Source organism: Thiocapsa marina 5811, from assembly GCF_000223985.1.
GTDB classification, from domain to species: domain Bacteria; phylum Pseudomonadota; class Gammaproteobacteria; order Chromatiales; family Chromatiaceae; genus Thiocapsa; species Thiocapsa marina.
Genome location: NZ_AFWV01000003.1, coordinates 324378 through 343997 on the forward strand (window position 1 = coordinate 324378; position 19620 = coordinate 343997).

Annotated in this window: 14 protein-coding genes; 9 read left to right on the forward strand and 5 right to left on the reverse strand. The window is 65.5% G+C overall.

The features are described 5' to 3' along the window. Positions 1-114 precede the first annotated feature (114 nt). The 4 genes from THIMADRAFT_RS05905 to THIMADRAFT_RS05920 all read right to left on the reverse strand — a co-directional run bounded on the left by THIMADRAFT_RS05905 (position 115) and on the right by THIMADRAFT_RS05920 (position 8464). A complete protein-coding gene (locus THIMADRAFT_RS05905; protein ID WP_233490192.1) occupies positions 115-3549 on the reverse strand; it encodes a mechanosensitive ion channel domain-containing protein in 3435 nt (1144 codons plus the stop codon). Between the two features lie 250 nt (positions 3550-3799). Then, positions 3800-5173, reverse strand: a complete 1374-nt coding sequence (argA, locus tag THIMADRAFT_RS05910) for an amino-acid N-acetyltransferase (RefSeq protein WP_007192071.1) — start codon at positions 5171-5173, stop codon at positions 3800-3802. Between the two features lie 28 nt (positions 5174-5201). After that, positions 5202-6554 (reverse strand): sigma-54-dependent transcriptional regulator, encoded by a 1353-nt coding sequence (locus tag THIMADRAFT_RS05915; RefSeq protein WP_007192072.1) that lies wholly within the window; start codon positions 6552-6554, stop codon positions 5202-5204. Between the two features lie 263 nt (positions 6555-6817). After that, positions 6818-8464, reverse strand: coding sequence for a sensor histidine kinase (locus THIMADRAFT_RS05920; RefSeq protein ID WP_007192073.1), 1647 nt, complete (start codon positions 8462-8464; stop codon positions 6818-6820). Positions 8465-8622: 158 nt separating this feature from the next. Between THIMADRAFT_RS05920 and sucC the strand changes: the two genes are divergently transcribed. The 4 genes from sucC (at position 8623) to THIMADRAFT_RS05940 (ending at position 12953) form a co-directional block, all read left to right on the forward strand. Then, positions 8623-9810: an ADP-forming succinate--CoA ligase subunit beta gene (gene sucC / locus THIMADRAFT_RS05925; protein ID WP_007192074.1), complete on the forward strand. Its 1188-nt coding sequence runs from the start codon at positions 8623-8625 to the stop codon at positions 9808-9810. A 1-nt stretch (position 9811) separates the two neighbouring features. Continuing rightward, entirely contained in the window at positions 9812-10684 is an 873-nt protein-coding gene (gene sucD / locus THIMADRAFT_RS05930) for a succinate--CoA ligase subunit alpha (RefSeq protein ID WP_007192075.1), read from the forward strand. A 146-nt stretch (positions 10685-10830) separates the two neighbouring features. Next, positions 10831-12459, forward strand: coding sequence for an NAD+ synthase (locus THIMADRAFT_RS05935; RefSeq protein ID WP_007192076.1), 1629 nt, complete (start codon positions 10831-10833; stop codon positions 12457-12459). Between the two features lie 155 nt (positions 12460-12614). Further along, on the forward strand, positions 12615-12953 hold the full coding sequence (locus THIMADRAFT_RS05940) for a P-II family nitrogen regulator (protein ID WP_007192077.1): 339 nt from the start codon (positions 12615-12617) through the stop codon (positions 12951-12953). Between the two features lie 363 nt (positions 12954-13316). On the opposite strand, the gene THIMADRAFT_RS05945 is transcribed toward THIMADRAFT_RS05940, so the two are convergent. Continuing rightward, positions 13317-14144 carry an outer membrane protein assembly factor BamD gene (locus THIMADRAFT_RS05945; RefSeq protein WP_007192078.1) on the reverse strand — a complete coding sequence of 276 codons (828 nt, stop codon included), beginning with the start codon at positions 14142-14144 and terminating at the stop codon, positions 13317-13319. Positions 14145-14240: 96 nt separating this feature from the next. Here THIMADRAFT_RS05945 and rluD point away from each other — a divergent pair, with 96 nt between their 5' ends. The 5 genes from rluD (at position 14241) to THIMADRAFT_RS05970 (ending at position 19573) form a co-directional block, all read left to right on the forward strand. Then, entirely contained in the window at positions 14241-15236 is a 996-nt protein-coding gene (gene rluD / locus THIMADRAFT_RS05950; protein ID WP_007192079.1) for a 23S rRNA pseudouridine(1911/1915/1917) synthase RluD, read from the forward strand. A gap of 53 nt (positions 15237-15289) precedes the next feature. Continuing rightward, the gene (pgeF, locus tag THIMADRAFT_RS05955) at positions 15290-16111 is read left to right on the forward strand and encodes a peptidoglycan editing factor PgeF (protein ID WP_040730037.1); all 822 of its coding nucleotides are present in this window, start codon (positions 15290-15292) and stop codon (positions 16109-16111) included. After that, positions 16104-16625 carry a glycine cleavage system protein R gene (locus tag THIMADRAFT_RS05960; RefSeq protein WP_007192081.1) on the forward strand — a complete coding sequence of 174 codons (522 nt, stop codon included), beginning with the start codon at positions 16104-16106 and terminating at the stop codon, positions 16623-16625. The genes pgeF and THIMADRAFT_RS05960 overlap by 8 nt, the downstream gene beginning before the upstream one ends. Positions 16626-16628: 3 nt before the next feature. Next, positions 16629-17132 carry a peptide deformylase gene (gene def, locus THIMADRAFT_RS05965; protein WP_007192082.1) on the forward strand — a complete coding sequence of 168 codons (504 nt, stop codon included), beginning with the start codon at positions 16629-16631 and terminating at the stop codon, positions 17130-17132. 341 nt (positions 17133-17473) lie between these two features. Next, positions 17474-19573 carry a carboxy terminal-processing peptidase gene (locus THIMADRAFT_RS05970; RefSeq protein ID WP_007192083.1) on the forward strand — a complete coding sequence of 700 codons (2100 nt, stop codon included), beginning with the start codon at positions 17474-17476 and terminating at the stop codon, positions 19571-19573. The last annotated feature ends 47 nt before the right edge of the window (positions 19574-19620 follow it).

The following is a 19620-nucleotide window of genomic DNA, read 5'->3' on the forward strand; positions in this document are numbered from 1 at the left end:
CGGTGGCCCGCCGCGAGGCGGGCTGATCAGGCCTAAACCGCGTCCAGAGCGACATGCGTCATGTTCACGTTGTGTCGGGACTAGGGATTTTTCCGAACCTCGTGGAGACGCGGTTTAATCGCCTTGGGAAACCTGCTCCGCGGCCCGAAACGCGTCGCGAACCGCGGGATCCAAACGAATATCCAAGGGCGCGCGCATCGACAGATGGACATCGCGTTGCGGAAAGGCCATCCCGATTCCTGCCTCTTTGAAGCGATCGTAAATCGCTTGGTGCAGCTCGGTGGCGACGCCGATCCGACCGTCGAGCGAGTTGAGATAACATCGCAGGACGATGGTCAGGGCGTTGTCGCCGAATCCCTCGAAGCTGATCAAGGGGGCGGGGTCGTCGAGGACCCGCTCATGCTGTTCGGCAATCTTCGCCAGGATGCCGAGTGCCTTGCGCGTATCGCTTCCGTATTCGATGCCGATCGGGATCGTGATGCGGTTCTGTTGATCGGTCAGACTCCAGTTCAGTAGCCGTCCGGTGATGAACTCCTTGTTCGGCACCAGGAGCTCCTGCCTGTCCCAGTTACGGATGGTGGTTGCGCGGATCTGGATGTTGGTGACCACGCCGGTCGTATCGCCGATGGTGACGATGTCGCCGACCCTCACCGGGCGTTCGAACAGGATGATGATGCCGCTGATGAAGTTCGCAACGATCTCCTGAAGGCCGAAGCCGATACCGACGCCGAGCGCGGCGACGAGCCATTGCACCTGTCCCCAGTTCAACCCGAGCGTGCTGAAGGCGAGCAGGAAGGCGGCGACCGTGATGCCGTAGCTCACCAGGGTCTTGATCGCATAACGCCCGCCCGCCGAGACGGATTCGGTCTGAAGCAGCAGGATCTCGAGCAGGGCCGGGAGATTCTTGGCGGCAGCGGTCGCAACGAAGAGGATCACCAGCACCAGGCCGAGGTCGGCCGCCGTCACCGGGATCGGCTGGGCGACGCCGTCGACCATCCCCTCGTAGTGCCACAGCGGGATGCGCTCGAGCATGGACAGGGCCGGCAAGACATCCGACCAGGTCAGCCACACCCCGAGCACTGCGGTGAAGAACACCGCGGCGTTGATGAGGCGGCGGGTCTGCTCGTCGAGCGCGGCGAGATCCGGCTCGGGCTCATCGACCTGCAGCTCCGAGGCGGCCGGGGCGGTCACTTTGCGTTCGGCCTCGCTTTGCGCACGGCGCGCGCTGGCACGCTCTACGGCCGCCGTCAGGGCCAAACGTCGCCGGGTGACGATCAACCAACGTACGATCAGCTGGTGCAGCAGGATCAGGGCGAGGGCGAGCCAGGTCTGCTGCACCAGCGACTCGAACAGGACTCCGGCCGTGTAGACATAGCCCAGCAGCGCAAGCACAGCCAGCCCCAGCGGCGCGCCGACGATCACCGGAAACCAGACGTGACGCAAGCGGTTGAGCCAACCGTTCGGGGACGCCGCGAGGGCTTCTCTCAGGACGCCCGTCGCGGGGCTCAACAGGCGCGCGAAGAAGACGGAGAACGCCACCATGGTCGCGATCATCGCCAGGCGTCCGAGGCTGCCGCTGAAGGCGGGGTCGCTGTCGTTGAAGAGCACCATCGCCGTCAAGGCGATCGGGACGATCACGATGCTGAACCAATCAAACTCGCGTCTGATCCGCTGAAGGGTGTCTTGCCTCCAGCGAAAGTGTCGGTCGGCGACCCCGCCCGTGATGCAGAGTGTTCGGAACGCACGCAGATAGTAGAGGCCGACGGAGGTGGCGATCAGGGCCGACCCCAGCGCACGCGTGAAGCCGGTGGCCTCGGTGGATGTCGACAGTTGCAGTCCGATCAGCCAGAGCAGGAGTGGTACGGGGAGTGCCGCCAAAAGGCTAAGGCCGATGGCCTTGCCGGTATGGCGCAGGCGATCCGTCCGGATCCTGCGCAGCGGCTCGGCCGTGGCGCGGATCGCGCGTCGGAGAGCAGAGAGCTTCCAGAACAGGGCAGCGACAACGAGCGATAGGCCCCAGAGCAGCGGCGAGTGCACTCCCGCGTGCGTCAGTACCTTTGCGACCTCGACCCAATGCTCCTGCGCGACGAGCCAGCCGATGGCCGAGGGAAGCGTGACGAGGGTCTCGATGCCGACCGGGAGGGTGCTGCGAACCCACAGCAACCGCTCGGCGAGATAGTCGTCGAAACGCTCGGCGGTTTGAATGAGCTGGTCGGCGGCATAGTTCAGCTCGCCGAGCTGGCGGATGTAGTCATCCTCGACGCTTAGCGCCTGTGTGATCAACCGGCGTCTTTGCTCGAGTGTCGCCTCGAGTTGCTCGCGGACCTCCGGGGGCTGCGTGGTCGGATCACGCGCGGTGAGCTCGTCGAGATAGGCGTCGAGATCGCGCAGCTGACGTTGCTCCTCGCGATAGAGGATCTGTCTCAGCGTGGCCTCGGCGATTTCGTCGTCGCGATCGTCGATCTCCCCGCGCAGCCGCCGCAGATCGGGAATCTCGTCGCGCCGCTCGACTAGAACCTGACCGAGCGCCTTGCTGAGCCCGGCGGCCTCGATGCGTTCCTGCGCCGCCCTGAAATTCTGCTCCACCCGTTTACGTTCCGCCTCGAGGTTCTCGATCTCGAGGGCGACGGCATCGAGATCGCCAGCCAGATCGCCCATGGACGTCGTGATCTCGGTGTTCTCCCGGGTAGCCTCCTGCACCAAGGCATGTTTGTCCGCGGCCGCGATCCGAGCGCGTTCGGATTCACGCTGCGCCGCCTCCGCCTCGTCGCGACGTCGCTGGTTCTGCAGCTCCTCGAGCTGGCGCTGCCGGGCTCGGAGGGTCTCCCACTCCAAGACGGCTTCCTCGCGCTTCGCGCGGTGCAATGCTTCGCGCGCCGACTGACTCAGCAAGTCCTGCTCGAGCATGCGCGTCTCGGCCCAGAGCGACGCTCGGCGGGTCTCGAGCGCCCATCGACGCGCTTCGAGCGACGCGGGGTCCGCGTCGGCGCTGGTGGGTTGGTTCAGCTCGGTATCGATCTCGCCGAGCGCCGTCTTCACATCCGTCAGGCGTGCGCGGATGGCGGCGGGGCGGCCCGTGCTGCGTTCGATCGCCTTGTCGAGCTCGCCGATACGCGTCTCCTGTGCGGTCGCGTCGGCCAGTACGATGCTCAGGCGCCGCGCGATCTCTTCCTTCGGGAGATCTTTCGGAATCTCGTCGGGCTCGCTCGCCCCCTGGTCGCGTTGCGCCAGTTGTTCCCGGATCGCCGTGGTTTCCGCGGGTGCCGTTGTCAGCGCCGCGGCAAAATCGTTGGCCTGTTTCTCGAAGGTCCGAGTTGCCTCGAGGTTTGCCAGTGTCCGCCGATACTGCTCAGTCAAGGCCGCCTTGCCGGCCTCGTCGAGTGCGGTATCGGCCGCCACCTCGGCGATCATGGCCTCGACTTGGTCGACCGACGGGAGGCGGTTACCGCTGCTCGCCGGTGCGGCCGGGATCGACCCGGCAGGCGTCGGATCGGTCGCGCGCGCGTCGCCCGCGAGCAGCACCGAGAAGACCAGGAGGAACGCAAGCAAGCCAAAGGGCTGCAAAAACCACCGTTTGTCCGAGTGGCCGGGGATTCTTGCTGGTGTGGGCATCATCGGGATCGGGATCGACATCGTCATGATCGGGTCAGAAAAGAACGGCTCGGCCATCGCCTGATCAGGTGACGGCTCCGCGGATGAAGTCGGGAAAATTCAATATCCATCGCATTCGCTCGAGCGCATCGAGACGCGCTCGACGCCGAGCCGATACCGAGCCCGTGCGCGTGCTGGTGGATGCGATCTAAAGCGCCTTGATGTAGACCTGCGAGCTGCGCTGGAAGTTGTACAGGGCTTGCCGCTCCATCGGCAAGGCGCCGAGCGAGCCAGGTTCGAACCCGCGTTCTCGGAACCAATGTGCGGTTTGTGTCGTGAGGACGAACAGGCGCGCGATGCCGCCGGCGCGCGCGAGGTCTTCCATGTGGGCAAGCAGCCGATCGCCGCGTCCGCTCGCGCGATAATCCGGATGCACGGCGACGCAGGCCAACTCCGCCATCCCCGCGCTCGGGTAAGGGTAGAGTGCCGCGCAGGCTGTAATCAAGCCATCGCGCTCGGTCAGGAAGAACCGGTCGATCTCGGTCTCCAAGCGCTCCCGCGAGCGCCGGACCAGCACGCCGCGCTCTTCCAGCGGACGGAGCAGCTCGAGGATCCCCGTCACGTCGTCGATCCGTGCCGGTCGAAGCTCCTCGTAGGGTTCCGCGGAGATCAAGGTGCCGCTCCCGTCCGGCGTGAAGAGCTCGCGCAGCAGTGCTCCACCGTGCCTGCGCCTCACCAAGTGCACGCGCCGGATACCGTTGCGACAGGCCTCGGCACCGGCGCGCAGGCACTGGGCGACGTCCTCGGGGATCGCGCTCGAGGCGGCGAGCAGGCCGTCGATATCGCGGGCGAGGAGGTTGGATCCCAGCAGATCCGCGGATGGATCCCGAGCGTCGTGGTCCGCCGACGCATCCCGGGGAGGGTCTTCGGTGAGAAAGATCAGCTTGTCGGCACCGAGCGCGACCGCCGCGCCGCGCGCCACGTCGGCCGAGCTGAGATTGAAGACCTCGCCGGTCGGCGAATACCCGAGCGGCGGCATCAAGGCGACCGCGCCCTGATCGAGGACCGCCCGCAACGTCTGGCGGTCGATCCGCCTGACCGCCCCGGTGTGGGCATAGTCGACCCCGTCGATGACGCCCAAAGGGCGCGCCGTGACGAAGTTGCCCGAAACGACGGGGATGCGCACGCCCGCCATCGGCGAGTTGGCGAGCCCGAGCGAGAGCAGTGCCTCGATCTCCACGCGGACCACTCCGGCGGCCTCCTTCACGCAGGCCAGCGCGGTCTGATCCGTGATCCGCAGCCCGTTGACGTAGCGCAGCTGTGCACCCCGACCGGCGAGTCGTGCCTCGATCTGGGGTCGCGCGCCGTGGACCAGGACAACACGGATACCGAGCCCGTGCAGCAGGGCGATATCGTGAACCAGATCGGGGAAACGGGGATCCGCGACCGCCTCGCCGCCGAAGACCACCACGAAGGTGCGCCCGCGGTGCGCGTGGATATAGGGTGTGGCCTGGCGCACCCAGTCGACGAACGGATCGCGGGGTGGATGGGGGTCGTTCGGGTCGGAAGTCGATGGTGTCATGTTCGGTGCGCGCGCGGCATGCGATCGGCTACTCGATGCCGAGTTTGGCGAGACGATAACGCAGCGATCTCAGGGTCATCCCCAGTTTTTTCGCCGCGGCGGTGCGGTTCCAGCGTGTTTCGTCGAGGGCATCGAGGATCGCCTTCTTCTCGATCTCGCCGAGATAGTCCTCGAGCGGAACGCTCTCGTCGAGCTGGACCGGTGCGGCGAGCGCCGGGCCGTCGGCCTGAGGCAGGTAGAGATCCCCGACCGCGATGACCGACCCTTCGCAGAGTGCCGTGGCGCGCTCGAGGATGTTCTCGAGCTCGCGCACGTTGCCCGGAAAGCCGTAGTCCATCAAGGCACTCAAGGCGTCGGGCGACAGGGTCATGGCGGGCTGACCCTTATGATGCCGGGCGATACGCAGCAGCATCCGTTCCGCCAAGGCGGGGATGTCGCGGGGACGCTCGCGCAGCGCCGGCATGCGCAGCTCGATGACGTTGATGCGATAAAAGAGGTCCTGCCTGAAGTGTCCCTTGTCGACCTCCAGGTTGAGATCGCGATGGCTGGCGCTGATGATTCGCGCATCCACGGCGACCTCCTGTTGGGCGCCGACCGGACGCACGCTCTTTTCCTGCACGGCCCGCAAGAGCTTCACCTGCGCCGGTAGCGGGAGATCCGCGACCTCGTCGAGAAACAGGGTGCCGCCCGAGGCGGCTTGAAAGAGCCCCTCCTTGTCGCTGACGGCGCCGGTGAAGCTGCCTTTCTTGTGGCCGAACAACTCGCTTTCGACCAGATCCTGCGGAATTGCGCCGCAGTTGACGGCGACGAAGGGTCCCGCGGCACGAGGACCTTGGCCGTGGATGAGTCGAGCCGCGAGCTCTTTGCCCGTGCCGCTCTCGCCGGTGATGAAGACCGGGGCTTGATTGCGCGCGAGCTTGGCGATCATTTGGCGGATCTGCTCCATCGCGCGCGAGTCCCCGATCAGGTTGGCGCCGCCGGCGCTGCGGGCGTCCCCCCCGGCCGCAGCGGTCTCGCGCAGCCGCAGCGCCGAGCCGACCAACCGGCGCAGAAGCTGAAGATCCACCGGTTTGGGGACAAAGTCGAAGGCCCCGGCCTTCATGGCGGCGACGGCGGATTCCATGTTGCCGTGGGCCGTGATCATGGCGACCGGGAGGTCGGGATAGTGCTCGGAGATATGACGGATCAGGTCGATGCCGTTCCCGTCCGGGAGGCTCATGTCCGTCAAGCACAGGTCGAAATGGTTGCGTTCGAGCTGGTGCTTGGCGTCGATGACCGTCATGGCGGTCAATGCCCGAATATCCATTCGCCCGAGGGTGATCTTCAAGAGATCCAGGATATCGGACTCGTCGTCGACGACCAGCGCTTGAGCCTTCGTCATTCGGCCAGCTCCCTCGGTGTGGTCTAGGATGATTGGGTTCGGGGCGTGCTGCCGCGAGGCGTTCCATGCGTGCTTAAACCGCGCCCGGTGCGGTATGCGTCGTGTGTTGAATCGGTTTGGCCGCGCCAGCTCCGACGATTGTCGGAGCTGGCGTGGTTTAAGACAGCGTTATCTCGGTTTTTCGCGCACCGCGTCTGCTCCCCAAGCATAGCGCGTGGCCGCGTCCGACAGAAGCCGTGTGCCCCGGCGGTCGGGGCTGCCCGCTACCGGGCGAAATGGAGTCTGAATCGGCTGCCGTGCGGCTCGGCGGCCTCGTAGGTGAGATGGATGCCGTTGGTCTCGGCCAATTCTCGGGCGATGTAGAGGCCGAGCCCCGTACCGCTGGTCTTCGTGGTGAAGAACGGGTTGAAGATGTCTCGCGCGGTCTTGGCGTCGATTCCGGGCCCCTCGTCGGCAATCTCGATCACGGGGCGATCGGCGGCCTCGCCGCCGGGCAGGAGGCGGATCTCGATGTGCGCCGGCTTGTCCCCGTAGCCGCCGTGGATCAGGGCGTTTTCGCACAGGTTGGAGACGATCTGATGCAGATGGCGCGGATCCACCTCGACCGGATCGGGCGAAAAGGTGATCTCGAGCGTGAGGCGTTCCGGCGCGAGTCGGTGGGTCTCGCGAAACTCCTCGGCGAAATCCTCGATCCAGAGTGCCGCATCGAGCGACACCGGATCCATCCGGTCGCGACGCGAAAGCTGGAGCACGCTGCGCACCGTCTCGTCGATACGCGCACTGTTGCGCTGGATGATGTCGAGCAGGTGGCGATCGTCCTCCGGCAGGTCCTTGCCATCGGAGAAGAGTTGGCTCGCATGGGTGATCGCGCTCAAGGGGTTGCGGATGTTGTGGGCGATGCTGGCGGTGAGGGTGCCGAGTGCGGCGAGCTTGAGTTGTTGGGCCTCGCGGGTGAGCTCTTGGTTGTCGCGCAGATAGATCAAGGCGCCGGAGGCCCGATAATCGCCGAGCAGCTTCAGGGTCGCACGCAGCTCGCGCTCGCCGACGCGCATGATGGTGCCCTCGGGCGCCGGGTCTTGGACCTGAGTCTCGAGCCACTGCGCGACCTCCGGCGAGAACTCGCCGAGGGCGCTGCCGGGCTTGACTGCATCGACGTCGAGAAGCTCCAGCGCGGCCCTGTTCGTCAGGCGTAGATGACGCTCGCCGTCGACGGCGAGGACGCCGGTCTCGAGGTTGGCGATGATAAAGGCGTTGAGCTTGGTCAGATTGGCGATATCGACCGTGCGTCGCGCAGCCATCGCCTCGGCCTCGCGCACCCTGCGATAGAGCACATGCGCCAGCAATGCGACCGTGAAGAAGATGCTGCCGAGGAGGCCGGCCTGGGTGTAGCTCGTGGTCGCGATGCTCCCGGAAAGGTCCGAATAGACCTGTTCGGTGAGCACGGCCAGGGCGGCCAAGGACGCGAAGAGAAGCGCGAGGCGTCCCTCCATCAGAAGTGCTCCGGCCGCCACGGCGACGCCGATCAAGATCCCGATACCGCTTGCCGCGCCGCCGGCGGCATGCATCAAGAAGGTGAAGGCGATGATGTCGATATAGGTGGCGAGGTGGACCTGGCTCCCGCGGCTCGGGCGACGCGCGTAGAGGGCCAGGCCGCTCAGCAGGACCAGGATGGCGTAAAAGATCAGGACGTTCCAAGCCAGCACGGCGTTGGCGGGCGTGATGAGCGGATCCATCGCGGTAGGCGAGAACAACAGGATGAGTCCGATCAGCACCACGAGCCGAAACAGAAACAGCCAGCGCAGCGCAAGCCAGGTCGGATGCGGATGGCCGGGCTGCCCGGGTTGGCTCTTGCCCTCGCGGTGCGTTGCAGGGCTCGGTGGGCCCGCTGCGATGTCGGGGTGATTCGTCATTGCTGGTCTCGTGCTCGGACACGCCGTCGGGCGGTGCCGAGCGTGCGGAGGATGAAAGCGCCTTTGCCAATCTGCCGCGGATTAGACCAGAATGGAGATAGCGCGGCCACGCGGCCGCAGCGCTTCGGGATTCGGCACACCGCGACGGCGACCACACCATGAATTTACACGAATACCAGGCGAAACGGCTGTTCAACGAGCACCGGATCCGCATCCCGGACGGCGTGACGGCGACTTCCGTCGACGAGGCCCTTGGGGCCTGCACTGCGCTCGGCGGCGAGCGCTGGGTCGTGAAGGCGCAGGTCCATGCGGGCGGGCGCGGCAAGGCCGGGGGCGTGGTCATGGCCGAGAGTCCGTCCGCCGTCGAGAGTGCCGCACGGCGTCTGCTCGGATCGCGTCTGGTGACGGGGCAGAGTGCACCGGACGGCTTGCCGGTCGATACGCTCCTGATCGAGCGGCCGATGGCGATCGCCCGCGAGCTCTATCTCGGGCTGCTGCTCGAGCGCGAGTCCGAGCGCGTCCTCTTCGTCGCCTCGGAGGCCGGCGGAATGGACATCGAGCGCGTCGCGGCCGAGACGCCGGAGCGCTTGCTGCGGGTGCGGGTGCATCCGGCGGTCGGCCTGCAACCCTATCAGGTGCGCCGCTTGGGATTCGGGCTGGGGCTGGAGGCGAGTCAGATCAAGTCGCTCGGGCAGCTGATGGACGGGCTCTATCGCCTCTTCGTCGAGAAGGACGCGAGTCTGGTCGAGGTCAATCCGCTGGTGGTGGACGATCAAGGGGAGCTGATCGCGTTGGACGCCAAGATCAACCTCGACGACAACGCACTCTATCGACATCCGGATCTGGAGGCGCTTCGCGACCCGGGCCAAGAGGACCCGCGCGAGCTGGCCGCGAAGCGCCATGAGCTGAGCTATATCAGCCTCAGCGGCAACATCGGCTGCATGGTCAACGGGGCCGGGCTCGCCATGGCAACCATGGACCTGGTGCAGCTGCACGGCGGCGCGCCGGCCAATTTTCTCGATGTCGGGGGCGGCGCCACCGCGGCGCGCGTGGCCGAGGCGTTCAAGCTGATCCTCTCCGACGCCAACGTCCGCGCGGTGCTGGTGAACATCTTCGGCGGCATCGTGCGCTGCGACCTGATCGCCGAGGGCATCATCGCGGCGGTGCGGGAGGTTGCGGTCTCGGTCCCGGTGGTGGTGCGTTTGGAGGGCACCAACGCGGCGCAGGGTCTCGAGATGCTCGCACGCAGCGGGCTGGCGGTCGAGACGATGGCCGGTCTCGGCGAGGCGGCCCGGCGGGTCGTGGATGCGGCCGCCGGTCGTCCGGCGGTCTCCGGAGGGGTCTGAGATGAGCGTTCTCGTCGACAACAATACACGTGTCATCTGTCAGGGCTTCACGGGGAAGCAGGGCACCTTTCACAGCGAGCAGGCGATTGCCTACGGCACCAACCTCGTCGGCGGCGTGACCCCCGGCAAGGGCGGGCAGCGCCATCTCGATCGGCCGGTCTTCGATACCGTGCATCAAGCGGTTCGCGACACGGGCGCGGATGCAACCATGATCTACGTGCCCGCCGCCTATGCCGCGGATGCGATCCTGGAGGCCGCGGATGCGGGGATTCGCGTGATCGTCTGTATCACCGAGGGGATTCCGGTTTTGGACATGGTGCGGGTGAAGGCCGCACTTGCGGGTAGCCCGGCCGTCCTGATCGGTCCCAACTGTCCCGGCATCATCACGCCGGGTGCCTGCAAGATCGGCATCATGCCGGGCAATATCCATGCGGCCGGTCGGGTCGGTATCGTGTCGCGCTCGGGCACCTTGACCTACGAGGCGGTGTGGCAGACGACCCAAGCGGGTTTGGGGCAGAGTACCTGCATCGGGATCGGCGGGGATCCGATCCAGGGTCTCGATTTTGTCGCCTGTCTGGATCTGTTCGAGCACGACCCGCAGACCGAGGCGATCATCATGGTCGGCGAGATCGGCGGCAGCGGCGAGGAGGAGGCCGCCGAGGTGATCCGCGAGCGGATCTCAAAGCCGCTGGTCGCCTACATCGCCGGTGTGACGGCGCCTGCCGGCAAGCGCATGGGGCATGCGGGTGCAATCGTGACCGGCGGGCGCGGGACGGCCGAAGGCAAGTACGCGGCCCTCGAGCAGGCCGGCGCCGTCACCGTGCGCTCGCCCGCGGAGATGGGGAGTCGCCTGGCGGAGCTTCTCGGCGGGTGACGAGGTGGCGATGGTAGCCGCCAGCGATCAGCCTTTGCCCCTTCATCTTGCACCTTTCACCTTTCGCCTTTCGACTTTCGCGTAGAGGCGGCGGCCGGCGATAGCCGTCTCAAACAAGCTGCCTATCACATCAAGAGGATCCCGCAGTGGGGTGTCGTATCCGGATTGCGCAGTTGAATCTCGTCGTCGGGGATGTCCTCGGCAACGCCGATCGGGTGATCGCCGAGGGGCTCTCAGCGCGCGCCGACGGGGTCGATCTGTTAGTCTTTCCCGAGTTGACCCTCACGGGTTATCCGCCGGAGGATCTCTTGTTGCGTCCCGAGCTCCTGCAGCGCGTCGAGTCGGCCTTGGATCGGATCCGCGAAGAGTGTCGAGGGATCACCCTGGTGTTGGGCTATCCGCTTCGGACCGTCGGGGGTCTGTTCAATGTGGCGGGCGTGGTGCGCGATGGCGAGGTGATCGGCGAGTACGCGAAACAGCATTTGCCCAACTACAGTGTCTTCGACGAGAAGCGTTACTTCCAGGCAGGCTCGACCCCTTTGGTGCTCGAGCATTTGGGCTTGAGGATCGGCTTGAGCGTTTGCGAGGACATCTGGCAGGAAGATCCGACACGGCAGGCGGTCGAGGCCGGGGCGCAGATCCTGATCAACATCAACGCCTCGCCCTTTCATGTCGGCAAGCGTGCGGAGCGCGAGGCGCTGGTCGCGCGTCGGTCAGGCGAGCACGCCATCCCGATCGTCTATGCAAACCTGGTCGGCGGGCAGGATGAATTGGTCTTCGACGGTGCCTCGTTTGTCGCGGATGGCGCGGGTCGGATCCTGCATCGCGCGGCGGTCTTCGAGGAGGACCGGCCGACGTTCGAGCTCGACGACGAGGGCCGCCCTCTCGTCGGCTCGACATCCGGGCGCAGCGCCTCCGTGTTCGACGGCGATGCGATGGAGGAGGAGGCGAGCGTCTACGGCGCCTTGGTGCTGGGTGTGCGCGACTATGTCCGCAAGAACGGTTTCAGCGGTGCGGTGCTGGGTCTCTCGGGCGGTGTCGATTCGGCGTTGACGCTCGCCGTGGCGGTGGATGCGCTCGGCGCCGACGCGGTCGAGGGCGTCTTGATGCCGTCGCGTTATACCTCGCAGATGAGCAATGCGGATGCCTTCGAGGAGGCCGAGTCACTTGGCGTGAAGGCTCAGCTGATCTCGATCGAGCCGGCCTTCCGGTCGTTCCTGTCGATGCTCGAGCCGGCCTTCGAGGGGCTGGCGCCGGACGTGACCGAAGAGAACATCCAGGCGCGCTGCCGCGGTATCATCCTGATGGCGATCAGCAACAAGACCGGGCGGATCCTGCTCACCACCGGAAACAAGAGCGAGATGGCGGTGGGCTACGCCACCCTCTACGGCGACATGGCCGGAGGGTTTGCACCCATCAAGGACGTGCCCAAGCTCTTGGTCTACCGGCTGGCGCGTTATCGCAACCTCTGCTCGCCGGTGATTCCGGAGCGGGTGCTGACGAGGGCTCCCTCCGCGGAGCTGAGACCCGATCAGACCGATCAGGATAGTCTTCCTCCTTACGAGGTTTTGGATCCGATCCTGCGTCTCTATATCGAAGAGGACGAAGGTGTCGATGCAATCGTGGCGCGCGGTTATCCGGCCGAGATCGTGCGTCGGATCACCCGACTCGTCGATCGCAATGAATACAAGCGACGCCAAGCACCGCCTGGCGTGCGAATATCCACCCGGGCGTTCGGTCGGGACCGCCGCTATCCGATCACGAGCGGCTTTTGAACCCTGTTGCGGGGCGAGGACGTGTGTCGGGACCAGGGCCGGGACATCCGGTCGATCGCCGTCTCGGCCGCCGCTCGACCCGTTCGCTGTTCAACGGCATGCACGGAACTTATACTTACCGGCTTCGGTAGCCGGATCCCACAACGGAGTGCGTCATGAAGAAGGTTGAAGCCATCATTAAGCCATTCAAGCTGGATGACGTCCGCGAGGCGCTCTCCGCCGCGGGCATCACCGGGATGACCGCCATCGAGGTGAAGGGTTTCGGGCGACAAAAGGGCCATACCGAGCTGTATCGGGGCGCCGAGTACGTGGTGGATTTCTTGCCGAAGGTGAAGATCGAGCTGGTGCTGACCGATGATCTGGTGGACACTTGTATCAGCGCCATCACGACCGCTGCCCGGACCGGCAAGATCGGCGACGGTAAGATCTTCGTCTCGGATGTGACGCATGTGGTGCGTATCCGCACCGGGGAAGAGAACGAAGCCGCAGTCTGAGCCACTGCTTCTCGGTCGGGGTTCTATGCCGAGCACACGCGAAGTTTTCGCCGCATTGCACGCCCCGCGCACGCCGGGGCGTGCATCGGGTCGGTTCGCCATCGTGACCGCCGGTCTTCCTCGTCGCGCCGCGTAACGGGGCTTGCGTGACGCGGATCCGCTCCGAAACAGCCGGGATCGCCCGGTTGCGCCTTAAACCGCGTCGAGCGCCGTATGCGATGTTTCCGCACGGGATCGCACCCGGCGGATTTTACGGCTGCTGGAGGCGCCGCGGTTGAGGCGATTCGACTCCCGCTATCCGACAGAAGGCCAGTCAACCCGGCAGAGTGTCCTGTCTCGGTGCCGGGTTGACGCGCCGGGGTGTCAATTCTCGTCCAGGCTGAGATAGTCCCAGACCTTGCGCGCGAGACTGACCTCGCCGGGCTCGGGCTCGTCGGAGATGAAACGGCCCGCCTCCCGATTCAAGTCGAGCACACGCTTTGCGTCGGCCGCCAGCTCAGTCTTCCCGAGTGCCGTGTAGGCGTCGATCAACACCTCGAGGGCGCTCTCCACGGCACTGGTTCGTTGAAACCGCTCGATCACGTAGTTCGCTCGGTTCGCCGCGGCGAGATAAGCCCCGCGGCGCATGTAGTAGCGTGCGACATTGACCTCGTGCTTTGCCAGATTGTTGCGCAGATAGAGCATGCGCTGACGGGCATCCTCGGCGTAGCGACTGTCGGGAAAACGTTCGACCAGGACCGAAAAGTCCACGAAGGCATCGAGCGCAGATCCGGGATCGCGCTGCGAGGCATCGACCGGAACATACCGATCCAGAAACCCGACGCTGCGGTTGTAGTTGACCAGACCTTTCAGATAGTAGGCATAGTCAACGTAAGGGTTTTGAGGATACAGCTTGATGAATCGATCCGCCGCGGCGATCGCGGCCTCGGGCTCGTCCGCCCGATAGTGCGTGTAGGCAATGTCGAGCTGCGACTGCATCGCATAACGCCCGAACGGGTACCGAGCCTCCAGCTTTTCGTAGTACTCGATCGCCTTGGCATAGTTGTTCGAGTCCAGCTCGGAGGATGCCTCGGCATAGAGCTTCGCCGCGCTCCAGTTTTCGGTCATATCGATCTCTTTGCCGAAGACGCCGCATCCGGCGAGCGCGACGGCGAGCACGAGCGCCGGAAGTCGTGTTAACGTTCTTCGCATGAATCAGAGATACCTGTTGATTTCCCTGTGCAGTATACCCGAAGGCAAAACTCCTCGCGCGCGAGGATATGCCTGTAGCGGATTGGTGAATCGGTCATGACGCAAGCCACGCCGGACGTCCCGCGGCCCGCCGCGTCGGGTCCGATACGCATCCAACGCCGAATCCGGGTCGAGCCGCAGCTCGCGGCGCGCCGGCTCGATCAGGTGTTGGCGGCCTTGATCCCGGAGCTCTCGCGCAGCCGGCTGCAGCTTTGGATCGAATCCGGCCAGGTTCGCGTCGACGGGGTGGCGCGGCGCTCGCGCGACAAGGTCTGGGGTGGCGAGCTGATCGAGCTCGACGCGCCGATCGAGCCGGTCGGCGATTGTCTCCCGGAGGCGATCCCGCTGAATCCGGTCTTCGAGGACGAGCAGATCCTCGTGCTCGATAAACCGGCCGGCTTGGTGGTGCATCCGGCGGCCGGGCATCGCGACGGGACCTTGCAGAACGCGTTGCTCAATCATGCGCCGGAGCTGGCGCGCGTGCCGCGGGCCGGCATCGTGCACCGCTTGGACAAGGACACGACCGGACTTCTCGTGGTGGCCAAGACGCTCGAGGCGCATCGCTCCTTGGTCGAGCAGCTCCAGGCTCGGCAGGTCCACCGCGAATATCGTGCCCTGGTCATCGGCGAGGTGGTCGCCGGCGGGCGGATCGAGGCACCGGTCGGACGTCATCCGACACAGCGTACCCGCATGGCGGTGGTCGCAGGCGGGCGGCCGGCGATCACCCGCTACCGGGTCTTGGAGCGATTCGTCGGCCACAGCCTGCTGGCCGTCGAGCTCGAAACCGGCCGGACGCACCAGATTCGCGTGCACATGGCCCATACGCAGCATCCGCTCGTCGGCGATCGTGCCTATGGCGGTCGCCCGCGGCCGCCCAAGGGTGCATCCGCCGGTCTTGTCGAGGCGCTCCAGGGTTTCCCGCGTCAGGCGCTGCACGCCTTGCGCCTGGGCTTGGAGCATCCGACGCTCGGGACGGCGATGAGCTGGGAGATCCCGTTGCCGGCCGATCTCGCCGAGTTGCTGGAGCGGTTTCGGGGCGAGGCGCGCGCGTGAACCCGCTCTCGCCCGAGCCGCTCGAACCCGAGAGGATCTTGCCCGAACGGGGTATGCCGGAGATGATCGAGCCTGACTGGCCCGCGCCGGACCGCGTCAAGGCCTATTCAACGACGCGCGAGGGCGGTGTCGGAACCGGTGACTATGCGAGCTTCAACCTGGCGGATCATGTCGGGGACGCGCCCGAACGGGTTGCCCGGAATCGCGCCATCCTGCGAGACCACCTAGGGCTTCCGAGCGAGCCGTTGTGGCTCCGACAGGTGCATGGTTGCCGGCTCGCGGGCGCGGATGCGGCCGTCGCGAGCGATGCGCGCGATCTCGGAGGCTGCGAGGCCGACGGGGCCGTGACCGGCGAGGCCGGTGCGGTCTGCGTCGTCATGACGGCCGATTGTCTGCCGGTCCTCATGTGCGACGACCAGGGAACCCGCGTGGCGGCCGTGCACGCCGGCTGGCGCGGTCTGGCCGACGGCATCCTGGAGCGGGCGATCGCGGCGATGGTGTCTTCGTCCGTGCGGAGTGCGTCGGAGCGCATCCCGCCGGAGCGACTCCTGGTCTGGCTCGGTCCGGCGATCGGTCCGGATGCCTTCGAGGTCGGTCCCGAGGTGCGCGAGCGATTTCTGGAAGCGGATCCGGGGGCGATCGGTGCGTTCCGCGCGTCGCGCGACGGGCGGTTTCTGGCCGACCTTGCCGGTCTGGCGCGGCGTCGGCTTGCAAGGCTCGGGGTGACAGGGGTCTATGGAGGCGGTTACTGTACCCATTCGGATCCACGACATTTTTTTTCGTATCGGCGCGACGGCGTCACCGGGCGGATGGCGAGCCTGATCTGGCTCGACGGCGACGGCGCAGCCGCTGCGGGAGACACACAAGATGCCTGATTGGAACATGCTGACATTGGTCGGAGCCGACCGCCCGGGGATCGTCTCGCGTGTGACGCGCGCACTCTATACCTGCGGGTGCAACCTCGGCGAGGCGTCCATGATCCGCCTCGGCGGCAACTTCACCATCATGCTGATGGTGAGCGGCGAGCGCCCCTGCGAGGAGCTCATGGCTGCCGTGCGCCCGGTGGCCGAGGAGCTCGGTCTGCGCGTTCACCTGGATCCGGTGCCGGGCGGTCTGCATCGGCACCTGGTTCCGAATCTCCAAGTTCGGGTTTTCGGGGCCGATCGTGCGGGCATCGTTGCCGATGTGACGGAGATTCTCGCCGATCACGGGTTCAATATCCTGGAGCTGGAGTCCGATGTCGCCGGCGATGCGCAACATCCCGTCTACATCATGAATATCCAAGGTTACTGCGAACGCACCATCGAAGAGGTGGAGGCTGCGCTGTCGGCATTGAGCACCCGAGGCGTTTCCGTCGATGTAGCCCCCGTCGACGTGCTGATCGGCTGAGCCATGGCGATCCTCGATATCCTCAGACTACCCGATCCGCGTCTGAAGCAGGTCTCCGAGCCGGTCGAGCACTTCGACGACAACCTGCGCGCTTTCGTGGCGGACCTCGAAGAAACCCGTCTGGCCGGTCCGGCCGCCGTCGGCATTGCCGCCCCGCAAGTCGGACGCTTTCAGCGCATCGTCATCGTCGATGTCTCGGGTCGTCCGAAGACCCCCAATCACGGCCATCTGATCCTGGTGAACCCCGAGATCGTCCATTGGGAGGGTTACGCGATCGGTCGCGAAGGTTGCCTCTCGGTCCCGGACTACACCGGCAACGTCATCCGTGCCACCGGCATCCGCTTGAAGGCGCAGGATCCCGACGGTCGGGAGCACGAATACGCGATGGAGGGATACGAGGCGCGCGCGGTTCAGCACGAGATGGACCACCTCGACGGCCTGCTGTTCGTCGATCGGGTCGTGAGTCGGCGCACCGATCTGTATCGGCGCAAGGTGTACCAGACCTAAACCGCGTCCAGAGCGATATGGGGCGTTTTCATTGTGCGCTTGGCCTCGGAGATATCCTGGATCCCAGTGAGACGCGGTTTAGAATTTAGTATTTTTGAATATGTTAAACCGCGCAGCCTCAGACAGTCGCCGGAGCCGGCGCGGCCAAGCGACTCTGACATCTTACGATTACCCTAATGGGCGCGGTTTAAGCGCACATGAAGAGAGGCGGTCGCGGACCCATATCTCCTGTTCGGGCAGTTGTCCGTTCCGCGTTGGATGCAGGTGTTCGCGGTACGGACCAGAAACCCCGTCCGACCAACGTTGTCTCTCTTCCAAGAGATGGATTACGAGAAATGCCTATGAGATCGCGCCTGTCCCGCCTTGCCTTCTTCGTCGCGGCCGTCCTGGCGGCGACGCTTGTCGTTGCCGCTCCGCGTCAGGTTCCTTTATCGGAGCTGTTTCCGAGCCCCGCCCAGACCAAGTCGGCGGTCGTGATCAACAAGGTCTTGGAGCGCTTTCACTACAGGAAGGTCGATCTCGACCCGGCGTTTGCGCAAGACGTGCTCGACAACTACCTCGAGGCACTGGATCCGAGCCGTTCGTTCTTTCTGGCCCGCGACGTCGATCGCTTCAAAGGCGGTGCCAAACGCCTGGATGAAGGGCTGCGTCGCGGCGAGCTCGACCTCGCCTTCGACGTCTTTCGGGTGTATCGGATGCGGGTCGACGAGCGGGTCATCTACGCCGAGAGTCTTCTGAAGGGGCCGTTCGATTTCGATCGCGACGAGACCTACAGACTCGACTCGCCGGATGCGGCGTGGGCCAAGGACAGCGCCGAGTTGGACGAGATCTGGCGCAGGCGCGTGAAGAACGACTTTCTGACCCTGCGTCTGGCTGACAAGACGGACGATGAGATTCGAGAACGGTTGAGCGAGCGGTATCAAGGGTTGGTTCGTCGCACCCATCAGTTCGACGGGAACGACGTCTTCCAGACGTTCATGAATGCCTACACCCAGACGCTCGAGCCGCATACGAGCTACATGTCGCCCAGCACATCCGAGAACTTCGACATCAGCATGAAGCTCTCGCTCGAAGGGATCGGCGCGGTCCTGCGAGCGGACAACGAGTACACGGTGATCCAGAGCACGGTCCCCGGCGGTCCGGCCCGGGAGTCCGGTCAGGTCCAGACGGGCGATCGGATCGTCGGGGTTGCGCAAGGGCTCGACGGCGCGATCGAGGACGTCGTGGGCTGGCGGCTCCAAGACGTCGTGGACAAGATCCGCGGACCCAAAGGATCGGTCGTCAGGCTGCAGCTGCTGCCGAAATCCGCCGCAACCAACGGCGGCGTCCGCGAGGTCGCGATCGTCCGCAACGAGATCAAGCTCGAGGATCAGGCTGCGAAGGCCCAGGTCCTGGACCAGCTCGACAACGCACCGGGGATGCGGATCGGCGTGATCGAGATCCCGGCTTTTTACCGGGACTTCCAGGCCGAGGGCTCGGGCGATCGCGATTTCCGCAGTACGACGCGCGACGTGCGCCAGCTCCTCGACGAGCTGGTGCTGAAAGGCGTCGACGGTATCGTGATCGACCTGCGCGGCAACGGCGGCGGCTCGTTGGCCGAGGCGACCTCGCTGACCGGTCTCTTCATCGATACAGGCCCGGTCGTTCAGGTGAAGGATGCCTTCGGCAAGATCGAGGTCGAGACCGATCCCGAGCCGGGCCTTGCCTACCGCGGGCCTCTGGCCGTGCTGGTCGACCGCGACAGCGCCTCTGCCTCCGAGATCTTCGCCGGAGCTATTCAGGACTACGGGCGCGGTCTGGTGATCGGCGAGCCCACCTTCGGCAAGGGCACCGTGCAGACCCTGATCGATCTGAATCGCTACGTCCCGGGCGAGCAGAACAACCTCGGGCGCCTGCGTCTGACGATGGCCGAGTTCTTCCGCATCAGCGGCGGGAGCACACAGCTGCGCGGCGTCGAGCCGGATATTCGCTTCCCGACCGCGGAGCTCATGGCCGAGCACGGCGAGCGATCCCTCGACAACGCCTTGCCTTGGACCCGAATTCGGCCGGCCGAGTACAAAAAGGCGGGTTCCGTCAGCGTCGATCTCCTCGCCCTGCAGTCGGCCGAGCGCGTGTCCAAAGATCCCGGTTTCACGATGCTGGTCGAGCGCAGCAAGCTGCTGCGCGATGTCGAGGCCCAAACCCATGTCTCGCTCCAAGAGAAGGCGCGTCGCGAGGAGGACAAGCGGCGCGGGAGCGTCTTCAAGGAGCAGCAGGACTCGTATCTGCGCGCGCGCGGGATCGCTCCGGTCGACGAGGACGACGAACAGGTCGACGAGGATCTACTCGACGCCCAACGCGAGGCCATTGCGCGCATCCAGGTGGAAGAGGCCGCCCGTATCCTCGCCGATGCCGTGTTGCTCGACCGCACGGAACGGCCGCGTGCCGTGATGCGTGACTGAATCGCGTCACTCGACGACATGCCCTGGTTTCGCGCTGAATCGACGTT